This is a genomic window from Rhizobium sp. NLR8a, assembly GCF_019685235.1.
Classification (GTDB): domain Bacteria; phylum Pseudomonadota; class Alphaproteobacteria; order Rhizobiales; family Rhizobiaceae; genus Rhizobium.
The window spans coordinates 26686-45401 of sequence record NZ_JABDWI010000005.1 but is presented as its reverse complement, the minus strand read 5'-3'; the positions used below and the strand labels follow the sequence as shown (position 1 = coordinate 45401).

General features: G+C 61.8%; 20 protein-coding genes. 16 read left to right on the top strand and 4 right to left on the bottom strand.

What is annotated here, in order from left to right; translation table 11 throughout:
* The first annotated feature begins 4 nt into the window (after positions 1-4).
* The 6 genes from HJC04_RS10680 (at position 5) to HJC04_RS10655 (ending at position 4719) form a co-directional block, all read left to right on the top strand.
* The gene (locus HJC04_RS10680; RefSeq protein ID WP_221122940.1) at positions 5-754 is read left to right on the top strand and encodes a DUF4241 domain-containing protein; all 750 of its coding nucleotides are present in this window, start codon (positions 5-7) and stop codon (positions 752-754) included.
* On the top strand, positions 751-1281 hold the full coding sequence (locus HJC04_RS10675) for a hypothetical protein (RefSeq protein ID WP_221122941.1): 531 nt from the start codon (positions 751-753) through the stop codon (positions 1279-1281). Before HJC04_RS10680 ends, HJC04_RS10675 begins: the two co-directional genes overlap by 4 nt.
* The gene (locus HJC04_RS10670) at positions 1278-2030 is read left to right on the top strand and encodes an SDR family oxidoreductase (protein WP_210632951.1); all 753 of its coding nucleotides are present in this window, start codon (positions 1278-1280) and stop codon (positions 2028-2030) included. Before HJC04_RS10675 ends, HJC04_RS10670 begins: the two co-directional genes overlap by 4 nt.
* 20 nt (positions 2031-2050) lie before the next feature.
* Entirely contained in the window at positions 2051-2689 is a 639-nt protein-coding gene (locus HJC04_RS10665) for a LysE family translocator (RefSeq protein WP_210632950.1), read from the top strand.
* Positions 2690-2715: 26 nt separating this feature from the next.
* The gene (gene lpdA / locus HJC04_RS10660) at positions 2716-4122 is read left to right on the top strand and encodes a dihydrolipoyl dehydrogenase (protein ID WP_221122942.1); all 1407 of its coding nucleotides are present in this window, start codon (positions 2716-2718) and stop codon (positions 4120-4122) included.
* A 96-nt stretch (positions 4123-4218) separates the two neighbouring features.
* Positions 4219-4719 carry a cytochrome b gene (locus HJC04_RS10655; protein WP_221146064.1) on the top strand — a complete coding sequence of 167 codons (501 nt, stop codon included), beginning with the start codon at positions 4219-4221 and terminating at the stop codon, positions 4717-4719.
* A gap of 12 nt (positions 4720-4731) precedes the next feature.
* Here HJC04_RS10655 and HJC04_RS10650 read toward each other — a convergent pair whose 3' ends face one another.
* Together HJC04_RS10650 and HJC04_RS10645 are read right to left on the bottom strand one after the other, a co-directional pair.
* Positions 4732-5808, bottom strand: a complete 1077-nt coding sequence (locus HJC04_RS10650) for a TraB/GumN family protein (protein WP_221146318.1) — start codon at positions 5806-5808, stop codon at positions 4732-4734.
* A 179-nt stretch (positions 5809-5987) separates the two neighbouring features.
* Entirely contained in the window at positions 5988-6923 is a 936-nt protein-coding gene (locus HJC04_RS10645) for a tyrosine recombinase XerC (RefSeq protein WP_221146063.1), read from the bottom strand.
* Between the two features lie 139 nt (positions 6924-7062).
* Here HJC04_RS10645 and HJC04_RS10640 point away from each other — a divergent pair, with 139 nt between their 5' ends.
* Both HJC04_RS10640 and HJC04_RS10635 read left to right on the top strand, forming a co-directional pair.
* Positions 7063-8013, top strand: coding sequence for a GNAT family N-acetyltransferase (locus HJC04_RS10640; RefSeq protein ID WP_210632946.1), 951 nt, complete (start codon positions 7063-7065; stop codon positions 8011-8013).
* Positions 8014-8017: 4 nt separating this feature from the next.
* Positions 8018-8458, top strand: a complete 441-nt coding sequence (locus tag HJC04_RS10635) for a GNAT family N-acetyltransferase (RefSeq protein WP_221146062.1) — start codon at positions 8018-8020, stop codon at positions 8456-8458.
* 17 nt (positions 8459-8475) lie between these two features.
* Here the strand turns inward: HJC04_RS10635 and HJC04_RS10630 are convergent, their stop codons facing one another.
* Positions 8476-9408, bottom strand: coding sequence for a dihydrodipicolinate synthase family protein (locus HJC04_RS10630; protein ID WP_210632944.1), 933 nt, complete (start codon positions 9406-9408; stop codon positions 8476-8478).
* A gap of 185 nt (positions 9409-9593) precedes the next feature.
* Between HJC04_RS10630 and HJC04_RS10625 the strand changes: the two genes are divergently transcribed.
* The 8 genes from HJC04_RS10625 (at position 9594) to HJC04_RS10590 (ending at position 17636) form a co-directional block, all read left to right on the top strand.
* On the top strand, positions 9594-11810 hold the full coding sequence (locus HJC04_RS10625; RefSeq protein ID WP_210632943.1) for a primosomal protein N': 2217 nt from the start codon (positions 9594-9596) through the stop codon (positions 11808-11810).
* A 79-nt stretch (positions 11811-11889) separates the two neighbouring features.
* Positions 11890-12279, top strand: a complete 390-nt coding sequence (locus tag HJC04_RS10620; protein ID WP_210632942.1) for a DUF4345 domain-containing protein — start codon at positions 11890-11892, stop codon at positions 12277-12279.
* A 254-nt stretch (positions 12280-12533) separates the two neighbouring features.
* Positions 12534-13100, top strand: coding sequence for a F0F1 ATP synthase subunit delta (locus tag HJC04_RS10615; RefSeq protein WP_210633043.1), 567 nt, complete (start codon positions 12534-12536; stop codon positions 13098-13100).
* Entirely contained in the window at positions 13100-14629 is a 1530-nt protein-coding gene (gene atpA, locus HJC04_RS10610; RefSeq protein ID WP_210632941.1) for a F0F1 ATP synthase subunit alpha, read from the top strand. The genes HJC04_RS10615 and atpA overlap by 1 nt, the downstream gene beginning before the upstream one ends.
* Before the next feature lie 26 nt (positions 14630-14655).
* Positions 14656-15540, top strand: coding sequence for a F0F1 ATP synthase subunit gamma (locus HJC04_RS10605; RefSeq protein WP_168296613.1), 885 nt, complete (start codon positions 14656-14658; stop codon positions 15538-15540).
* Between the two features lie 22 nt (positions 15541-15562).
* Positions 15563-16990 carry a F0F1 ATP synthase subunit beta gene (atpD, locus tag HJC04_RS10600; RefSeq protein WP_168296614.1) on the top strand — a complete coding sequence of 476 codons (1428 nt, stop codon included), beginning with the start codon at positions 15563-15565 and terminating at the stop codon, positions 16988-16990.
* Positions 16990-17229, top strand: coding sequence for a hypothetical protein (locus HJC04_RS10595; RefSeq protein WP_210632940.1), 240 nt, complete (start codon positions 16990-16992; stop codon positions 17227-17229). The genes atpD and HJC04_RS10595 overlap by 1 nt, the downstream gene beginning before the upstream one ends.
* On the top strand, positions 17229-17636 hold the full coding sequence (locus tag HJC04_RS10590) for a F0F1 ATP synthase subunit epsilon (RefSeq protein WP_210632939.1): 408 nt from the start codon (positions 17229-17231) through the stop codon (positions 17634-17636). The genes HJC04_RS10595 and HJC04_RS10590 overlap by 1 nt, the downstream gene beginning before the upstream one ends.
* 289 nt (positions 17637-17925) lie before the next feature.
* On the opposite strand, the gene HJC04_RS10585 is transcribed toward HJC04_RS10590, so the two are convergent.
* Entirely contained in the window at positions 17926-18663 is a 738-nt protein-coding gene (locus tag HJC04_RS10585; protein ID WP_221146061.1) for a sugar transferase, read from the bottom strand.
* Positions 18664-18716: the final 53 nt, after the last annotated feature.

Genomic DNA, 18716 nt, shown 5'->3' with positions numbered 1-18716 from the left:
TTCGATGCGGAACCGGATATTGCGAGCGGCGCGGCTTCTTCTTTGCGCTGCCGCCGCGCATGCCCCGGTCCCCGCATCGGCCGCCGGCTGGGATGTCAGCAAGGCCAGCAGCAATTTCGGACTCGTGGCGCTTGATGCTGCCGAACTCTCCAGCCGGTCGATCGATGTGGTCCATATGGGCGATGTCGAGCTGACCTCGGGTCGCATCGTCGCCGCTGATCCGCTTGCCCAGCCGGATCGTGCGGCGCTTGCAAGAACGGTGGCGCCGGGCGACTATCCGGTGACGCTCTACCATGCCTTCGGGCGCATCGCGGCGGCCAGCATGCGGTTTGCCGAGGGCAGGCCCGATCACTGGGAACTGGCCGTCGTGCCCGGCCAAGACCCGGCGACACTGAAGGACGACGAGATCTTCGGCTATCCCGTCGATGCCGGCGTCGGCTGTTATATGGACGCCGATACGCTGGCGCTGATCGATGAGCGGGAAACGCAGGTCCAGGCGCAGAAGCCGGACGCCGATATCAATTATTACGATGACGTGCTGGCGTCGGAGCTTGACGCCAACAAGCGCCACTATGCATTGCACCGGCCGGTTGCCGGCAAGAAGGGCAATGTTGCGGTGTTTTGGAGCGGCTGGGGTGATGGTGTCTATCCTGTCTTCTGGGGCCTCGACAAGGACGGTTGCCCGCTGGTGCTGTTGACGGATTTTGGCATAATCCAGAATGCCGACGGGCGGAGAGAGCCGAAGGTGCAATGAGCGGGACGATCGGGATCATGGCAGGGCGGCGAGGTGCGGCTGCAATTGCGGCCGTGGCGGTTTTCGCCGTCCCGGTTGCCGGGTTCGCCGTCGACTGCAAACAGGAGCAGGCCGTCTACGTCGACCGTGACGGCGCCTATGAACTGCGCTTCGCGCCGCTGAACTCGGCGTCGGCGGCCGCCAGCAACCAGTTCAAGGTCAGCGCCCTCAAGACGGCCGTGGTGATGGAAGGCTATATCATGCCGTCGGAGGATCCGGTGCGCGCCATCGGCATCCTGATGTTCAACTGTCCGGAAGGCGATGTGACCGGCGCCGATCTCGATGCCTGCACGGTCTGGCAGGGCGCCGTCTATGGCATGGACGCCAAGGGCGAGATCGACAACCTGCTGCCGGAGGGCGCTGCTGCCGCCGAAAAGCTGGTGCTTCCCGGTCTTGGTCCCGCCATTCGCGAATCCAGCGCCTGGGGCGAGGGCAAGGCCTCGGTGGCGCCTTGGGACGTGCTGACATTCAAGGAGTGTGCGACATGAGCGATACACCTGTTGTTCTCGTCACCGGCGGAAGCCGGGGCATCGGCGCGGCGGTCTGCCGGCTTGCTGCGCGCGGGGGTTGGCGCGTCGCGGTGAATTACGCCACGAGCCATGAAGCGGCGGATGCCGTCGTTACCGCGATCATCGAAAGCGGCGGCGAGGCTGTGGCAATTAAGGGCGATGTCGGCAAGGCCGCGGATATCGCCGCGATGTTTTCGGCGGTTGATCGTCAGTTCGGGCGGCTCGACGGGCTGGTCAACAATGCCGGCATCGTCGATTATCCGCAACGAGTCGACGAGATGTCGGTCGAGCGGATCGAGCGCATGCTCCGCGTCAATGTGACCGGCTCGATCCTCTGCGCCGCCGAGGCCGTGCGCCGCATGTCGCGCCGACATGGTGGGCAGGGTGGGGCGATCGTCAACGTCTCCTCGATGGCGGCAGTCCTCGGTTCGGCGACGCAGTATGTCGATTATGCGGCATCGAAAGCGGCGATCGACACCTTCACCATCGGGCTTGCGCGCGAAGTTGCCGGGGAAGGGATTCGCGTCAATGCCGTCAGGCCCGGCATCATCGAAACCGATCTCCATGCATCGGGTGGCTTGCCGGACCGGGCGCGCGAAATGGCGCCATCGGTCCCGATGCAGCGGGCCGGCCTGCCGGAGGAGGTGGCGGATGCAATTCTCTATCTGCTTTCACCTTCAGCGTCCTATGTCACCGGATCGATCCTCAATGTGAGCGGCGGCCGTTAGAAAGACAGGGCGGAATCAATATGAGCTACATCTTCGAATTCCTCGGCCTGATGGCCGTCTTCTCTATTTTCATCGTCGTGCCGGGCGCCGATTTCGCTGTCATCCTGCGCCAAAGCATCATGCATGGGCGCCGCGCCGCCATCATGACCGGGCTCGGCATGGGCTTCTCGCTGCTCTTTCATATCAGCTACACGATCCTTGGCCTCGGCCTGATCGTCTCCAAGTCGCTGATGCTGTTTGCGATGATTAAATGGGCGGGTGTCGGCTATCTCGTCTATCTCGGCATCAAGTCGTTCCGCGAACCGGGATTCAATGTGCAGGAGATCGCCGTCACGGCCGACGAGCGCAAGTCGGCCTCGATGCTGTCATGCCTCGGCATGGGGTTCATCACCAATGCGCTGAACCCGAAGCCGGTGCTGTTCTTCCTGTCCTTGTTTTCGACGCTCGTCCACCACGACACGCCAGCACTGATCCAGTTCTCCTATGGTATCGGCATGGCGACGGCGCTGGTCGCCTGGTTTGCCGGCGTCTCCTATTTCTTCACGGTCAAGACGATCCGAGACCGCTTCATCGCCAGCGGCAAATGGTTCAACCGCATCACCGGAGCGGCACTCGTCGCCTTCGGCTTCCGCCTCGCGCTGTCGCGCGCAGCCGACTAAACGAAAAATCCAAAGGGAAAGAAGCAATGTCCTACGATGTGATCATTATCGGAACCGGTCCGGGCGGCTATGTCTGCGCCGTCAAGGCAGCCCAGCTCGGCCTCAAGGTCGCCGTCATCGAAAAGCGCGCGACCTATGGCGGCACCTGTCTGAACGTCGGCTGCATTCCGTCGAAGGCGCTGCTGCATGCTTCCGAAATGTTCCATCAGGCCGGCCATGGATTAACCGCGCTTGGCATCGACGTGTCGGCGCCGACGCTCAACCTCGCCAATATGATGGCGCACAAGGATGCGACGGTGAAGTCGAATGTCGACGGCGTCGCCTTCCTGTTCAAAAAGAACAAGATCGACGCTTTCAAGGGTACCGGCAAGATCGTTTCGGCCGGCAAGGTTTCCATCACCGCCGAGGACGGGACCGCGCAGGAAATCGAAGGCAAGAACATCGTCATCGCGACCGGTTCGGATGTCGCCGGCATTCCGGGCGTGCAGGTCGAAATCGATGAAAAGACCATCATCTCGTCGACAGGCGGCATTGCGTTGGAAAAGGTGCCGGAAACGTTGATCGTCGTCGGCGGTGGCGTCATCGGCCTCGAACTCGGCTCGGTCTGGTCGCGTCTCGGCGCCAAGGTCACCGTCGTCGAATATCTCGACACCATTCTCGGCGGCATGGACGGCGAGGTCTCCAAGCAGTTCCAGCGCATGCTCGCCAAGCAGGGCATCGATTTCAACCTCAGCGCCAAGGTCACCGGCGTCGAAAAGGGCGATAAGGGCGCCAAGGTCACGTTCGAGCCGGTCAAGGGCGGCGACACGGTGACGCTCGACGCTGAAGTCGTGCTGATCGCCACCGGCCGCAAGCCCTATACCGCAGGTCTCGGCCTGGAAGAGGCAGGTGTTGTGCTCGACAATCGCGGCCGCGTCGAGATCGACGGCCACTTCAAGACCAATGTTGCCGGCATCTATGCGATCGGCGACGTGGTGAAGGGGCCGATGCTGGCGCACAAGGCCGAAGACGAGGGCGTGGCGCTTGCCGAAATCCTTGCCGGTCAGCATGGCCACGTCAATTATGAGGTCATCCCGAGCGTCGTTTATACCCAGCCGGAGATCGCTTCGGTCGGCAAGACTGAGGAGGAACTGAAGGCGGCAGGCATCGCCTACAAGGTCGGCAAGTTCCCGTTCACCGCAAACGGCCGCGCCCGTGCGATGCTGGCGACCGACGGCTTCGTCAAGATCCTCGCCGACAAGGAGACCGACCGCGTGCTCGGCGGTCATATCGTCGGCTTCGGCGCCGGCGAGATGATCCACGAGATCGCCGTGCTGATGGAATTCGGCGGCTCGTCGGAAGATCTCGGCCGCAGCTGCCATGCACATCCGACGATGTCTGAAGCCGTCAAGGAGGCTGCACTCGCGACCTTCTTCAAGCCGATCCATATGTAATCTTACATCTTCGTAATGAAGCGCGCAGCCGCTTGCCGAGAGGCAAGCGGCTGTTTTAGTTGATCGCAGAGTTCGACCATCCGGGGGAGATCAGCAATGCAGCAGCCGTCCATCCCGAGTTACAGTCTCAGCCAGCGTTTCCTCCACTGGGCGGTGGCGCTGCTGATCTTCTTCAATCTGCTGTTTCCCGACGGGATGAATATATGGCACCGGCTCGTTCGCAGGGGCGAGGTGCCGACGCCCGAGCAGATTGCCTCGGCCAATATCCATGCCTATGTCGGCATCGCCATTCTGCTGCTTGCCGTCCTCAGGCTCTGTCTGCGCTTTATGCAGGGTGCGCCGCCTGAGGCTTCGCAGGAGCCGGCGATCGTTCGTCTCGGGGCAAAACTCGCCCATGCCGGGCTTTATATCCTGCTCTTCGCGATGCCGCTTTCGGGCATCGCCGCTTACTATTTCGGCATCAATCCCGCCGGCTTCGTTCACGCGGATGTCTTGAAGGTCATTCTTTGGGGGCTGATCGCGGCCCACGTCGCAGGCGGGCTCGTCCATCAGTTCTATTATAAAAGCAATGTGCTGTGCCGCATGACGCTCGGATGACCGACAACGAGTTCAGTTCACGGCGGTAACGGTGAAGCCTTGCTTGCGCAGCAATTCGATGACGCCGCCCTCGCCGGGCAGATGCAGGGCACCGACGGCCATGAAGACGTTTCCGTCGTCGAGAATGGGTGCGGCGCGTTCTGCCATGACCTTGTTTCGATCGAGGATGACCCGCTGTTCGAAGGCGGCATAGTCGCTGCTTTCGCCTTCGGTCTCCGGTGTCACGGTCTTCAGCATCGGCATGGTCAGGCCGATATCGCCGGAGAGGTAGAGATCGGTCATCGTTTCGACCACATCATTCATCTTGGCTCCGAGTTCCAGCGTCTCGATCAGCGACTTCATATGGAATTCGACCGGCAGATCAGCCATGGCCTGGATCTGCTCGGCAAGGGTTTCCAGCCCCTTGACCTCCTTGCCCTCGGCAACGGCGTCGGTGGCGATTTTCTGGTCGAGAAACTGCACGCCCCTGGCCTTGCGGGCGAGTTCGCAGGCCGGAAGGGCAACGGCGCTGGAGATCATCCATGGCCGCATGCGGGAGACGGCGCTGAGCGGGATGCCGCGCTGCTTGAGGCCGGCCTCCAGGCGCTTGTAGTCCTCGGCAGAGAGCAGCTTGTCGATCGTCGTGCCGTCGGTGAACATCGTCAGTTCCGGCCGCGCGAGCAGGGCGGCGGTTGCCTTTCGTTCATCGAGGATCTCGTCGGATTCGATGATGATCGTGTTGGCTGCGTCGTGGGCCGCCTGGGCGCGCGGCGGCAGGGCAAGCACACGGGGATCGGTCACATGCATGCTGCCGAGCAGCCATGAAGGGGCAAGTCCGGGCTTTTCGATCTTCCAGAAGATGCCCTTGCCGTTCGGCGTTGCTTCGGCTTCCTTGACCGCCTCGGCGTATCGGGCGGGGTCGCTCTGCTGCAAGTCGACCATCAGATTGCGGCCGGTGCAGGCAGTGTCTTCGGCCGCCGCCGGCCTTGCGGCGAGGAGGGCGACGAACAGAGCCGCAACAAGCAGCATGTGGAAGCCCGCAATCAGCCAGAGCAGCAGATTGCCGGGTGCTAAGAGGAAAAAAGCCCGGCGGCTGATTGAAGTCGTCATCATGGTATTCCCCACATGCCCTATCGCTTCTGCTCTACGCTCGGCTTGCGCATAATCCTTTAAGAGAATGCGTTAACGAAAAATTAGCGCGTCGATTCAGGCCGGATTCATGGGCGCTGAGCTTGTCGACAATATGGGATGCTGTCGTCAGAAGCGCTGCGCATTCTGGACGAGATGCATCAAGCGCGCGGATGGGCTCGATCATACACCTCAAGCAGCCGCGATGCATCCACGCCGGTGTAGACCTGCGTTGTCGAAAGGCTGGCGTGGCCGAGCAGTTCCTGGATGGTGCGCAGGTCGCCGCCGCCAGCAAGCAGATGGGTGGCGAAGGAGTGGCGGAGCGCATGCGGCGTTGCCGTCTCCGGCAGGCCGAAGGCGCCGCGCAGCTTCTGCATGGCCCGCTGGATGATCGCCGCCTGCAGCTTGCCGCCGCGGGCGCCGCGAAACAGCGGCTCTCCGCTGTCGAGATCATATGGGCAGAGCGCGCGATATTTCTCGACCGCGTCGAAAACGACGGGCAGAAGCGGCACCAGCCGTGTCTTGTTGCCTTTGCCGGTAATGCGCAACGCTGTGGCGCCCTTCGGCAGGTCGGCGGGAACGAGATTCAGTGCCTCGGAGATGCGCAGGCCGCAGCCGTAGAGCAGGGTCATGACAGCCGCATCGCGCGCGGCGATCCACGGTTCGTCATGCAGTTGGGCTTCATCGCTGACGATGGCGATCGCCTGCGTGTCCGACAGGGGTTTGGGCAGCGACTTCGGCTGTTTCGGCGAACGGATCGCGCCGGCGCCGGCGGCATTGACCAGGCCCTTCTTTTCGAGGTGGCGCAACAGCGAACGTAGGCCGGCGAGATTGCGGCCGAGCGAACGGGCGCCAGAGCCTTGCCTGCGCCGGGCAGCCAGGAAGGCGCGGAAATCGGCGGGACGCAATTCCCTGATGTCGGCGAGGGTCGCCGGGCCGGCAAGATGACCGGTCAGGAAGGTCAGAAACTGGCGGGTGTCGCGCTCGTAGGCGTCGAGCGTATGCTCGGAAAGACGGCGTTCGCGAGCGAGGTTTTCGAGCCACGCAGCACGTTCCGCCATCAGGCGCGGGTCGGCGATTACAAGCAGTTCATTCACGTCGCTGGCCTTGAATTTGCCTTCAAGTCCGCCAATTTGAAGCAGGAACGGTTATGGAATTGCTAATGCCGGCCAAGCCTTTGTCATCCTTCGATCATATTGTACTGCGATAGCTTACAGCCCATAGACAGGATCTTTCATGGCACGGCGCGATTCCATGACGGCTTTCGGACAACTCGCGGAAGCGATCGCTCTCGTTTCACAGGGAAAGCCCGGTCACATCGTCGACACGCTGATTGCCGAACGCGGCCAGAGGATCGTGAAACATCCGCTCTGGCCGGTCATGCGACCGTTCGTATACACGCTTCTGCGCTACAACAAGGCGATCGAATTCGCCAACGCGGTGGCCAAGATGCCGGGGTTCCAGTCGTTCGAATATCTGAGCGACGTGCTGAAGCTCGACATCGGCGTCGCCAATGGCGAACGCATTCCTGATAGCGGCGGCTTCATCCTCGTCAGCAATCACCCCACAGGCATTGCCGACGGCGTAGCCGTTTTCGACCTCCTGAAAACGCGCCGGCCCGATATGATGTTCTTTGCCAATCGCGATGCGATCCGCGTCAACCCGCGTTTTGCCGAGATGGTCATCCCCGTCGAATGGCGGGAGGAGCACAAGAGCAAGCTCAAGGCGCGCGAGACGCTACAATTGACGAACCACGCAGTACGGGAAGGCAAGGCGACGGTGCTCTTTCCATCGGGCCGCATCGCCTATTGGGCCAATGGCCGGCTCAATGAACGCCCCTGGAAGACGTCGGCGGTCGGGCTGGCGCGCAAATACAATCTGCCGATTCTCCCCGTCCACATGACGGCGCGCAATTCCGGCCTGTTCTACTGGCTGGCAAAGTGGTCGACGGAGCTTCGCGACATGACGGTTTTCCACGAACTCTTGAACAAACGCGGCGACCGTTTCGATTTCGTGATCGGCAATCTCATTCCCGCCGAACATCTCGACGGCGATGTCAACGAGGTGACGAAGGCGCTGGAGAAACATACGGTCCACGACATGGCCCGCGATGGGGACGCGACCTTCGTGCCGGTCGGCGGGCCGGCTGCGGCGATGCCGTGCGAGATGTCGGTTCTGGCCGTCTAGAATCGTGACGATCGATATTCGCATCTTCCATGATGGGTTGCCGGAGGCAATGGCGGGGCTTGCGCACCAAGCCCAACAGGAAGGCCATCTCCATATCGGCCGGCTTATCGATGACTGGGCAGCTGGCGACATCCGCTTCACGCGTGACGGCGAAAGGCTGCTCGGCGCTTTTGAGGGCGAAACACTCGTTGCTGTCGGAGGCGTGACCATCGAACCCGCCCGGCCGGAACCGCTGCGGATGCGGCGTTTCTACGTTCGCCCCGCAATGCGCGGTCGCGGCGTCGGGCGGATGCTTGCTCTGGCGCTTCTGGATCACGCGCGGCGCTTCTGCCGCTGTGTCACTGTCCATGCGGGAAATGATGGTGCGATGAGGTTTTGGGAGTCGCTCGAGTTTCGTCCCCTTGACCAGGATGGCTATACCCTTGTCCTAGACCTGCGCGGTTGAGGCGAGACCGCACACCATTATGCGCCGATCTCCTGGAGGCGGACGGCCTGGCGGGCCAAGAGCCGCTCGACATCGGCAATGTCGAGCGCCGAAAGCCTGGGCCCCGGCTTGCGCAAGGCGGCGGATTTGATCACGCCGCGCTTGGCAAGCACGTATTTGCGGCAGGCAAGACCGACGCCCTGCTGCTGTTCATAGCGAGCGAGCGGCAGATAGGCATCGAAGATTTCGTGGGCGCGCTCGGGATTGCCGGCGCTATAGGCTTCGACGACGCCGACCATCATCTCGGGATAACAGAAGCCGGTCATGGCGCCGTCGGCGCCGCGGCCCATCTCCTCCGGCAGGAAAAGCCCGCCATTGCCGCAGAGGATGGAGATGCGCCGCATGCCGCCCTTGTCGCTGGCTGCGCGAAGCGCGGTGATTTTCGACAGGCCCGGCCAATCCTCGTGTTTAAGCATGACGCAATTCGGCACCTCTCTGACGATGCGCTCGATGACCGCGGGTGCGATCGTCACATTGGTGGTAAGCGGATAGTCCTGCAGCGCGAAAGGCGTATCACCCAGGGTTTCACCAACCGACTGGTAGAAGGCGAAGACCTGATCGTCGGTCCTGATGGTCCAGGGCGGCGCAACCATGACGCCGGCGGCACCTTCGCCCATGACGACCTTGGCGAGCTCGCTCATCGGGGCAAGCCCGGGCGCCGACACGCCGACGACCACCGGCAGGCGTCCGTCAAGGCGCTTCAGTACACGCTCGACCACGATCCGCGATTCCTCGGCGGTCAGCTTCGGAGCCTCGCCGAGCTGGCCGAGCACCGTCAGGCCGGTGACGCCGGCGCCTTCATAAAACTCGACCATGCTGTCGATGCTTTGGAGATCAAGCGTGCCGTCGTCGGCAAAGGGAGTTACAGCGATAACGTAGACGCCTTTGGCATTCTCGCTCAGTCTGGCCATTCATGCTCTCCGATTCAGCTGTCGAACAATCTTCCGGCAAACTAGGCGGCCAATTGCTTGCCCGGCAACCTTTTCGTCAAGGCGCGGTTCATCTTGGCGAGCCTTCGTTATCCACATTGTCGCCAGTCGAGCCATCTCTTCTTTGCGGTTCCAATTCCATCGATTTGCGGGCATGGTCTCGCGCGATGAGCATAGATTCGTCCGATCTCTTTGGCACGCTTTTCGAAGCACCGCCCGTGAACCGAACGGTTCCGGTGCTGGTGCCGATGCCGGCGCCGAAACCCTATTCCTACTCGGTGCCGGAGGGCATGGCGGTCGAGCCCGGCTCGGTCGTGCAGGTACCGCTCGGGCCGCGGCAGGTGATCGGCGTCGTCTGGGACGGCGGCGAAGATGGCGTCGATCCGAAGAAGCTGCGGCCGATCAGCCATGTCTTCGATTGCCCGCCGCTTTCCAAGGAGATGCGGGATTTCATCGATTGGGTGGCGAGCTACACGCTCTCCCCGCCCGGCCTCGTGGCACGCATGGCGCTCAGGGCGCCGAATGCCTTCGAGCCTGAGCCGATGGTGGAGGGGCTGAAATTCGTCGGCGGCGAACCTGAGCGGATGACACCGGCGCGTGCTCGCGTGCTTGCGGCCGCTTTCGACGGCCTGTCATGGACGCGCAGCGGTCTGGCGCATGCGGCCGGCGTTTCGACGAGCGTCGTCGATGGGCTGATCACGCTCGGCATTTTCGAGACGGTGTTCCTGCCGCCGCCGCCCGTTGTGGCGATGCCGGATCCCGGCTTTGCCGCCGCACGCCTCGAAGGGCCGCAGAAAGAGGCGGCGGCGGAGATCGTCTCCGACGTCCGCAGGGGCGAATTTTCGGTGTCGCTGATCGACGGGGTGACCGGCTCCGGCAAGACCGAAGTCTATTTCGAGGCGATCGCCGAGACGCTGAAGCGCGGCAGGCAAGTGCTGATCTTGCTGCCGGAGATCGCGCTGACGGCGAGTTTCCTCGAGCGTTTTCAGGATCGCTTCGGGGCAAAGCCGGCCGAATGGCATTCCGACCTCGCCCCGCGCATGCGCGAAAAGGTCTGGCGCCAGGCGGTGACCGGGGAAGTGCGGGTCGTGGCCGGCGCCCGATCGGCGCTCTTCCTGCCTTTCGAAGACCTTGGTCTCATCATCGTCGACGAGGAGCATGATCCTGCCTACAAGCAGGAAGATCGGGTCTTCTATAATGCCCGCGACATGGCCGTGGTGCGCGGCCGCATCGGTGATTTTCCCGTCATCCTGGTGTCGGCGACGCCGTCGGTCGAAAGCCAGGTCAACGGGCAGAACGGCCGCTACAGCACCGTCCACCTGCCCACGCGTTTCGGCGACGCGGCGCTGCCCGATCTGCATCTCATCGATATGCGCAGGCACGCGCCGGAGCGCGGTGGCTTCCTGTCGCCGGTGCTGATCCGGGCGATCGGCAAGACCGTGGAGAGGCGCGAACAGGCGCTGCTTTTTCTCAATCGGCGCGGTTATGCACCGCTGACGCTCTGCCGGGTCTGCGGTCACCGCTTCCAATGCCCGCAATGTTCGAGCTGGCTGGTCGAGCATCGCTTCCGCAAGCAGCTGCAGTGCCATCAATGCGGCCATGCCGAGCGCACCCCGGAGGCCTGTCCGGAGTGCGGCACGCTCGACCATCTCGTCGCCTGCGGGCCTGGCGTCGAACGCATCGCCGAAGAGGTGGAGCGACATTTCCCAGAGGCGCGGACAATCGTTCTGTCCTCGGATATCATGGGCGGTGTGAAGCGGCTGCGGCTGGAGCTTGATGCAATCGCCAAGGGCGAGGCCGATATCGTCATCGGCACACAGCTCGTCGCCAAGGGGCATAATTTTCCGCTGATGACGCTGGTCGGCATCGTCGATGCCGATCTCGGCCTTGCCAATGGCGACCCGCGCGCGGCCGAGCGCACGTTTCAACTTCTGTCGCAGGTGACGGGCCGCGCCGGACGCACCGGTCTCAAAAGCCACGGGTTGCTGCAGACCTACCAGCCGCAGCATCCCGTGATGCAGGCGATTGTATCAGGCGATTCCGATGCCTTTTACGAGCGCGAGATCACCGAGCGCGAACGCGCCGCACTACCGCCTTTCGGCCGGCTGGCTTCGATCATCGTATCGGCAGAAACGCGCCACGACGCCGAGAACCATGCGCGCGGCATGCGCAACGCAGCGCCCCAGGTCTCCGGCATCTCAGTGCTCGGCCCGGCGGAAGCGCCCCTCGCCTTGGTGCGCGGCCGCCACCGCTTCCGCCTTTTGGTCCACGGACGGCGCAACTCCGACATCCAGGCGTTTTTGCGGGCGATGCTGTCGCAGTCGCCGAAGGAGCGCGGATCAGTGCAGGTGCAGCTCGACATCGATCCCCAGAGCTTTCTGTAGATCGTTCCGCACGCTGCGTTTCCGGATGCGGCCGATCATGGCATAAACGCAGAATCAGCGGATGATTTGGGGTCGAGGCATGGAATTTGAGTTTCCCACGGAATTTGGCGAGCAGCTTGCCTTCGGCGCAGCCGCCTTCACGGCCATCGCCGGCTTCGTCATCATGTTTGCGCCCGGTCTTGCGATGAGGATCTTCGGCCTGGCGCCGCGCGGCGAGCGGCGTGAAGGTTTCAGCGAGGTCCGATCGACAGGCGGCTTCTATCTCGGTTTTGGTCTCGGTTCCGTCGTGCTGGCGCAGCCGCTGATTTATACGGCATTCGGCGCAGCGTTCGCCATGGCCGCGTTCGCCCGCATCGTCTCCATCCTGTCAGATAAGGGGAGTACTTATCTCAACTATTTACTTCTGGTTGTGCAAACAGTTATCGCGGCACTGCCGCTGCTGTATGTTTTCGGCTTCTTCCAAACATGATTTTCGCCGCCGGCGGCGGCTTGCGCGGCCCGCTTTCAGGCCATTGCGCAATTTTGCGAACAGAAATTCATGCGAAAGGCGTATTCGGGCATTACGCGTGTTGCGAGTCCGAACATCCTATGTTAGACGGACCCCGAATTTCGGAAGAAGCAAGAGGCTTCTCTTGTGATTTCTGGGGGAAATCAAAACGAATTCAAGATCATAGGTTCGGCGCCCGCCGAGAGCCGGATTTTGGATTGAAATCAGGGAAATTTGTGCCAGTGGCAGACACGTCCCAGCTTACTTCTGGTGTTGCCGAGCGCTATGCCTCGTCGCTTTTCGAGCTGGCGCTCGAACACGGCGCCGTCGACAGCGTAGCCGCCGATCTTGACCGTTTCCAGGCGATGCTGGATGAGAGCGCCGAACTGAAGCGCTTCGTCGCAAGCCCGGTTTTCTCCGCTGAAGATCAGCTGAAGGCGATTGTCGCCATCAGCGAGAGAGCCGGCATCAGCGGCTTCTTCGCCAATTTTCTGAAGGTCGTGGCGCGCAACCGCCGCCTGTTTGCCCTGCCGGGGATGATCAGGGCCTTCCGCCTCATCGCGGCGAATAATCGCGGTGAAATCTCCGCCGAGGTCACCTCGGCGCATGCGCTCTCCCAAGCGCAGGAAACCGAATTGAAGGCGGCACTCAAGAGCGTCACCGGCAAAGACGTGACGATGGCCGTCACGGTTGATCCGTCAATTCTTGGTGGTCTGATCGTGAAGGTCGGGTCCCGTCAGATTGATACGTCTCTTCGTACCAAACTCTCTACCCTTAAGCTCGCATTGAAAGAGGTTGGCTGATGGATATCCGCGCCGCGGAAATTTCCGCAATTCTCAAAGACCAGATCAAAAATTTCGGCAAAGAGGCGGAAGTCTCGGAAGTCGGCCAGGTTCTCTCCGTCGGTGACGGTATCGCTCGCGTTTACGGGCTGGACAATGTCCAGGCTGGTGAAATGGTCGAGTTCCCCGGCGGCATCCGCGGCATGGCCCTGAACCTTGAATCCGACAATGTCGGCGTCGTTATTTTCGGTAACGACCGCGACATCAAGGAAGGCGACACTGTCAAGCGGACCGGTGCCATCGTCGACGTTCCCGTTGGTCCCGAACTGCTCGGCCGTGTCGTCGACGCGCTCGGCAACCCGATCGACGGTAAAGGCCCGATCAATGCGACGCGCCGTTCGCGCGTCGACATCAAGGCTCCCGGCATCATCCCGCGCAAGTCGGTCCATGAGCCGATGTCGACCGGCCTCAAGGCCATCGATGCGCTGATTCCGGTCGGCCGCGGCCAGCGCGAACTCGTCATCGGCGACCGCCAGACCGGCAAGACCGCCATCCTTCTCGATGCCTTCCTCAACCAGAAGGCCATTCACGACAATGGTCCGGAGGGCGAAAAGCTTTACTGCGTTTACGTCGCTATCGGCCAGAAGCGTTCGACCGTCGCCCAGTTCGTCAAGGTGCTCGAAGAGCGCGGCGCGCTGAAATACTCGATCATCGTCGCCGCCACCGCTTCCGACCCGGCGCCGATGCAGTACCTGGCCCCGTTTGCCGGCTGCGCCATGGGCGAATATTTCCGCGACAACGGCATGCATGCGCTGATTGGTTACGACGACCTGTCGAAGCAGGCCGTGTCCTACCGCCAGATGTCGCTGTTGCTGCGTCGCCCGCCGGGCCGCGAAGCCTATCCGGGCGATGTTTTCTATCTGCACTCTCGCCTGCTCGAGCGCGCTGCGAAGATGAACGACGACATGGGTGCCGGTTCGCTGACCGCTCTTCCGGTCATCGAAACGCAGGGCAACGACGTTTCGGCCTTCATTCCGACCAACGTGATCTCGATCACCGACGGCCAGATCTTCCTTGAAACCGACCTGTTCTACCAGGGTATCCGTCCTGCCGTGAACGTCGGCCTGTCGGTTTCCCGCGTCGGTTCCTCGGCTCAGATCAAGGCGATGAAGCAGGTCGCAGGCTCGATCAAGGGCGAGCTCGCCCAGTACCGCGAAATGGCCGCCTTCGCCCAGTTCGGTTCGGATCTTGACGCTGCGACGCAGCGCCTGCTGAACCGTGGCGCTCGCCTGACCGAGCTCCTGAAGCAGCCGCAGTTCTCGCCGCTGAAGACGGAAGAGCAGGTCGCCGTGATCTTCGCAGGCGTCAATGGTTACCTCGACAAGCTGCCGGTCGCATCGGTCGGCAAGTTCGAACAGGGCCTGTTGTCCTATCTGCGTTCGGAAGGCTCCGCCATCCTCGACGCAATCCGCACGGAAAAGGCTATCAGCGACGACACCAGGGGCAAGCTCACCGCTGCTCTCGACAGCTTCGCCAAGTCTTTCCAGTAATCGGGCCAGGTTAGGACGGATAACGGATGCCTTCACTTAAGGATCTGAAAAATCGGATCGCCTCCGTCAAGGCGACGCAGAAGATCACCAAGGCGATGAAGATGGTCGCCGCGGCGAAGCTTCGGCGTGCGCAGGAGGCGGCCGAGGCCGCCCGGCCTTACTCGCAGCGTATGAACGCGGTCCTTGCGAATATCGCCAAGGCCGTTACCGATGCGGACGGGGCGCCGGTCTTGATGACCGGCACCGGCGAGGACCAGGTGCACCTGCTCGTGGTCTGCACGGCCGAACGCGGCCTGTGCGGCGGTTTCAACTCGCAGATTGCCCGCTTCGCCCGCGACCATGTCCGCAAATTGGTCGCCGAAGGCAAGACGGTGAAGATCTTCACGATCGGCAAGAAGGGTTATGACATTCTGCGCCGCGAATTCGCGTCACTGATTGTCGAGCGCAAGGAATTGCGCGAGGTCAAGAAGATCGGTTTCGAGAATGCCGACCAGATCGGCAAGCGCATCATCGAGATGTTCGAGGCCGGCGAATTCGACGTCTGCACGCTGTTCTATTCCGAGTTCAAGTCGGTGATAAGCCAGGTTCCGACCGCGCAGCAGCTCATCCCCGCCAAGGCCCCGGAAGCCGTCGTCGAGGATGAGGAGCATGCTGGCGCCGTCTACGAATACGAGCCGGATCCGGCGTCGATCCTCGACGATCTGATCCCGCGCAACATCTCGGTCCAGATCTTCCGCGCTCTCCTCGAGAATGTCGCGGGCGAAATGGGCGCCAAGATGAGCGCCATGGACAATGCGACGCGCAATGCTGGTGAGATGATCAACAAGCTGACGCTGAGCTACAACCGCCAGCGTCAGGCGCAGATCACCAAGGAACTGATTGAAATCATTTCGGGCGCGGAAGCGCTCTGAGTTAGGAAAAGAGGGTAAGAAAATGGCTGAGGCAGCTACCCGTTCTGTCGGCAAAGTCACCCAGGTTATCGGCGCCGTCGTCGACGTCGCTTTCGAAGGCGAACTGCCGGCGATCCTGAACGCGCTCGAAACCGATAACAACGGCAACCGCCTTGTTCTCGAAGTCGCTCAGCATCTGGGCGAAAACGAAGTCCGTACCATCGCCATGGACTCGAGCGAGGGTCTCGTCCGCGGCCAGCAGGTCGTCGATACCGGTGCCCCGATCTCGGTTCCTGTCGGCGATGAGACGCTTGGCCGCATTATGAACGTCATCGGCGAACCGGTCGACGAAGCAGGCCCGCTCAACACCGCCCACAAGCGCGCCATCCACCAGGACGCGCCGGCTTACGTCGAGCAGTCGACGGAAGCGCAGATCCTCGTTACCGGCATCAAGGTCGTCGACCTTCTCGCCCCTTACGCAAAGGGCGGCAAGATCGGCCTGTTCGGCGGCGCCGGCGTCGGCAAGACGGTTCTCATCATGGAACTGATCAACAACGTCGCCAAGGCGCACGGTGGTTACTCGGTCTTCGCAGGCGTGGGTGAGCGTACCCGCGAAGGCAACGACCTCTACCACGAAATGATCGAATCAGGCGTCAACAAGCATGGCGGTGGCGAGGGCTCGAAGGCTGCGCTCGTTTACGGCCAGATGAACGAACCGCCGGGCGCGCGTGCTCGCGTCGCTCTGACCGGTCTGACCGTCGCAGAACATTTCCGCGACCAGGGCCAGGACGTTCTGTTCTTCGTCGACAACATCTTCCGTTTCACGCAGGCGGGTTCCGAAGTGTCGGCTCTGCTCGGCCGTATTCCTTCGGCCGTGGGTTATCAGCCGACGCTCGCAACCGACATGGGTCAGATGCAGGAACGCATCACCACCACGACCACGGGCTCGATCACCTCGGTCCAGGCCATCTACGTTCCGGCCGACGACTTGACCGACCCGGCGCCGGCGACCTCGTTCGCCCACCTTGACGCAACGACGGTTCTGTCGCGTTCGATTGCTGAAAAGGGCATCTACCCGGCCGTCGACCCGCTCGACTCCACCTCGCGCATGCTCGACCCGTTGGTCGTCGGCGAAGAGCATTACGAAGTCGCCCGTAAGGTCCAGTCGACGCTGCAGCGATACAAGGCCCTGCAGGACATCATCGCCATTCTGGGCATGGATGAACTGTCCGAAGAGGACAAGGTTGCCGTCGCCCGTGCCCGCAAGATCGAGCGCTTCCTGTCGCAGCCGTTCTTTGTTGCCGAAGTCTTCACCGGCTCGCCGGGCAAGCTCGTTGCTCTCGAAGACACGATCAAGGGCTTCAAGGGCCTCGTTAACGGCGAATACGACAATCTGCCGGAAGCCGCCTTCTATATGGTCGGCTCGATCGATGAAGCCGTCGAGAAGGCCAAGAAGCTCGCCGCCGCTTGATGAGCGACGCTCAGGACGAGATATTCTGCTGCGACTCCCTCAAGCGAGTCGTGGCGGAGCTGCCAGAGCCGGCCGCGCCGACCGTCTACCGCGCCGATAACGGCGTGACGATGATGGTTGTCGGGCTGGTTCAGACCGAGGAAGGCCTCGGATATCTCGATCAGGCGATACTGCACTGCCCGTTCTGCGGGACCAAATTGCAAGCTGCAAAAGCCATAGCCGAGAAGGTAAGTCACTGATGGCTGACAATTTCAACTTTGAGCTCGTTTCGCCGGAGCGCCTGCTGCTGTCGGAGATGGTGACCGAAGTCGTCATTCCCGCAACCGAAGGCGAGATGACGGTTATGGCGCATCATGCGCCGACCATGACAACGATCAAGCCGGGTATCGTGAGCGTCCGCTCCGGCTCCGGCAGAAAGCAGGACTATGTGGTGTTCGGTGGTTTTGCCGATATCCTGCCGACAGGCTGCACATTGCTTGCCGAGTCCGCCGTTCCGGTTGAAGAGCTCAACAAGGATGAGCTGACCCGCCGCATCGAAGCTGCCAAGAAGGAACTCGAGGATGCCGTGCATCATGAGCACAAGTCCAAGCTTGAGCACTTCATCCTGGAACTGACGCATCTTAGCGGCATCGTCCAGCAGGATTGATCACAGCGACAGCATCAATGAAAGGCGGCCGCGAGGCCGCTTTTCTTGTTTCTGCCGTCTTTGAGCGCGACGATGGAAGCGCATCAACGAAAGTGAAGAGAGAGCAGGCGATCAAAGCCGCTTTTGCCGGTTTACGACGGTGAGGCGACACTTGCAGTGCCGCGCGACTTCAAAGCGCGCGCAAAAGCGCTGCGGCCCTTGATACGCCTATCGTGCTTTCCTTGTTTTACGACTGCATCTTCGTGGCCGCACATTGTGCGCGCGAGGCTTGGAACCGGGCAGACTCTCATTAGAAGCCGGTACCGCCGCGTAGCTCGATGACCAGCGTCTTGAACAGGATTTTCAGGTCGAGCAGCAGGCTGAAATTCCTGACGTAATAGATATCGCAGGCGATCCGGGCCCGGGCTTGCAGCGGCCGTGCCGTCGGTCCGCGCCAGCCCCGTGTCTGCGCGAGGCCGGTGATGCCGGGGCGCATGACGTGGCGATGGTGGTAGTTCGGCACCAATTCTTCGTAAAGCCTGCCGGCTGCGCGCATGTTGATGGCATGGCAGCGCGGACCGACCAGGGACATGTCGCCCCTGAGGACGTTCAGAAGTTGCGGCAGCTCGTCAATGTTTGTCCTGCGGAGCAGAGCGCCGATGCCGGTCACCCGCCTGTCGCCCTTGACGGTCTGCTGGATGCCGCTGGGATCGCAAGCGTCGGTGTGCATCGAGCGGAACTTGAAGACGGTGATCTTTCGGCCGTTCAGGCCCCAACGGATCTGACGGAAGAATACGGGGCCGCCATCGTCGAGTTTGATGAAAATAGCGATTGCCAGGAAAAGCGGCGCCAGCACGAGGAGAGCGCTGGCCGCGATGACGATGTCGATCAGCCGCTTTACGGCCAATCGCAGAGCCGCCTTGCCTTCGACACCAGAAAAGCTGTCCGGCTGGCGAATGTTGGAGTTCGCTACAACCAGAGTCCGGATTTTGTTCTGACGCTGAGACGAATCGAAGCGTGAACTTATCTTCGAAGTAAAAGCATTCATTACTCAAAGCCCAGAAGTTTAGATGCGATACTGAACTGCGGGGAGACAGATAC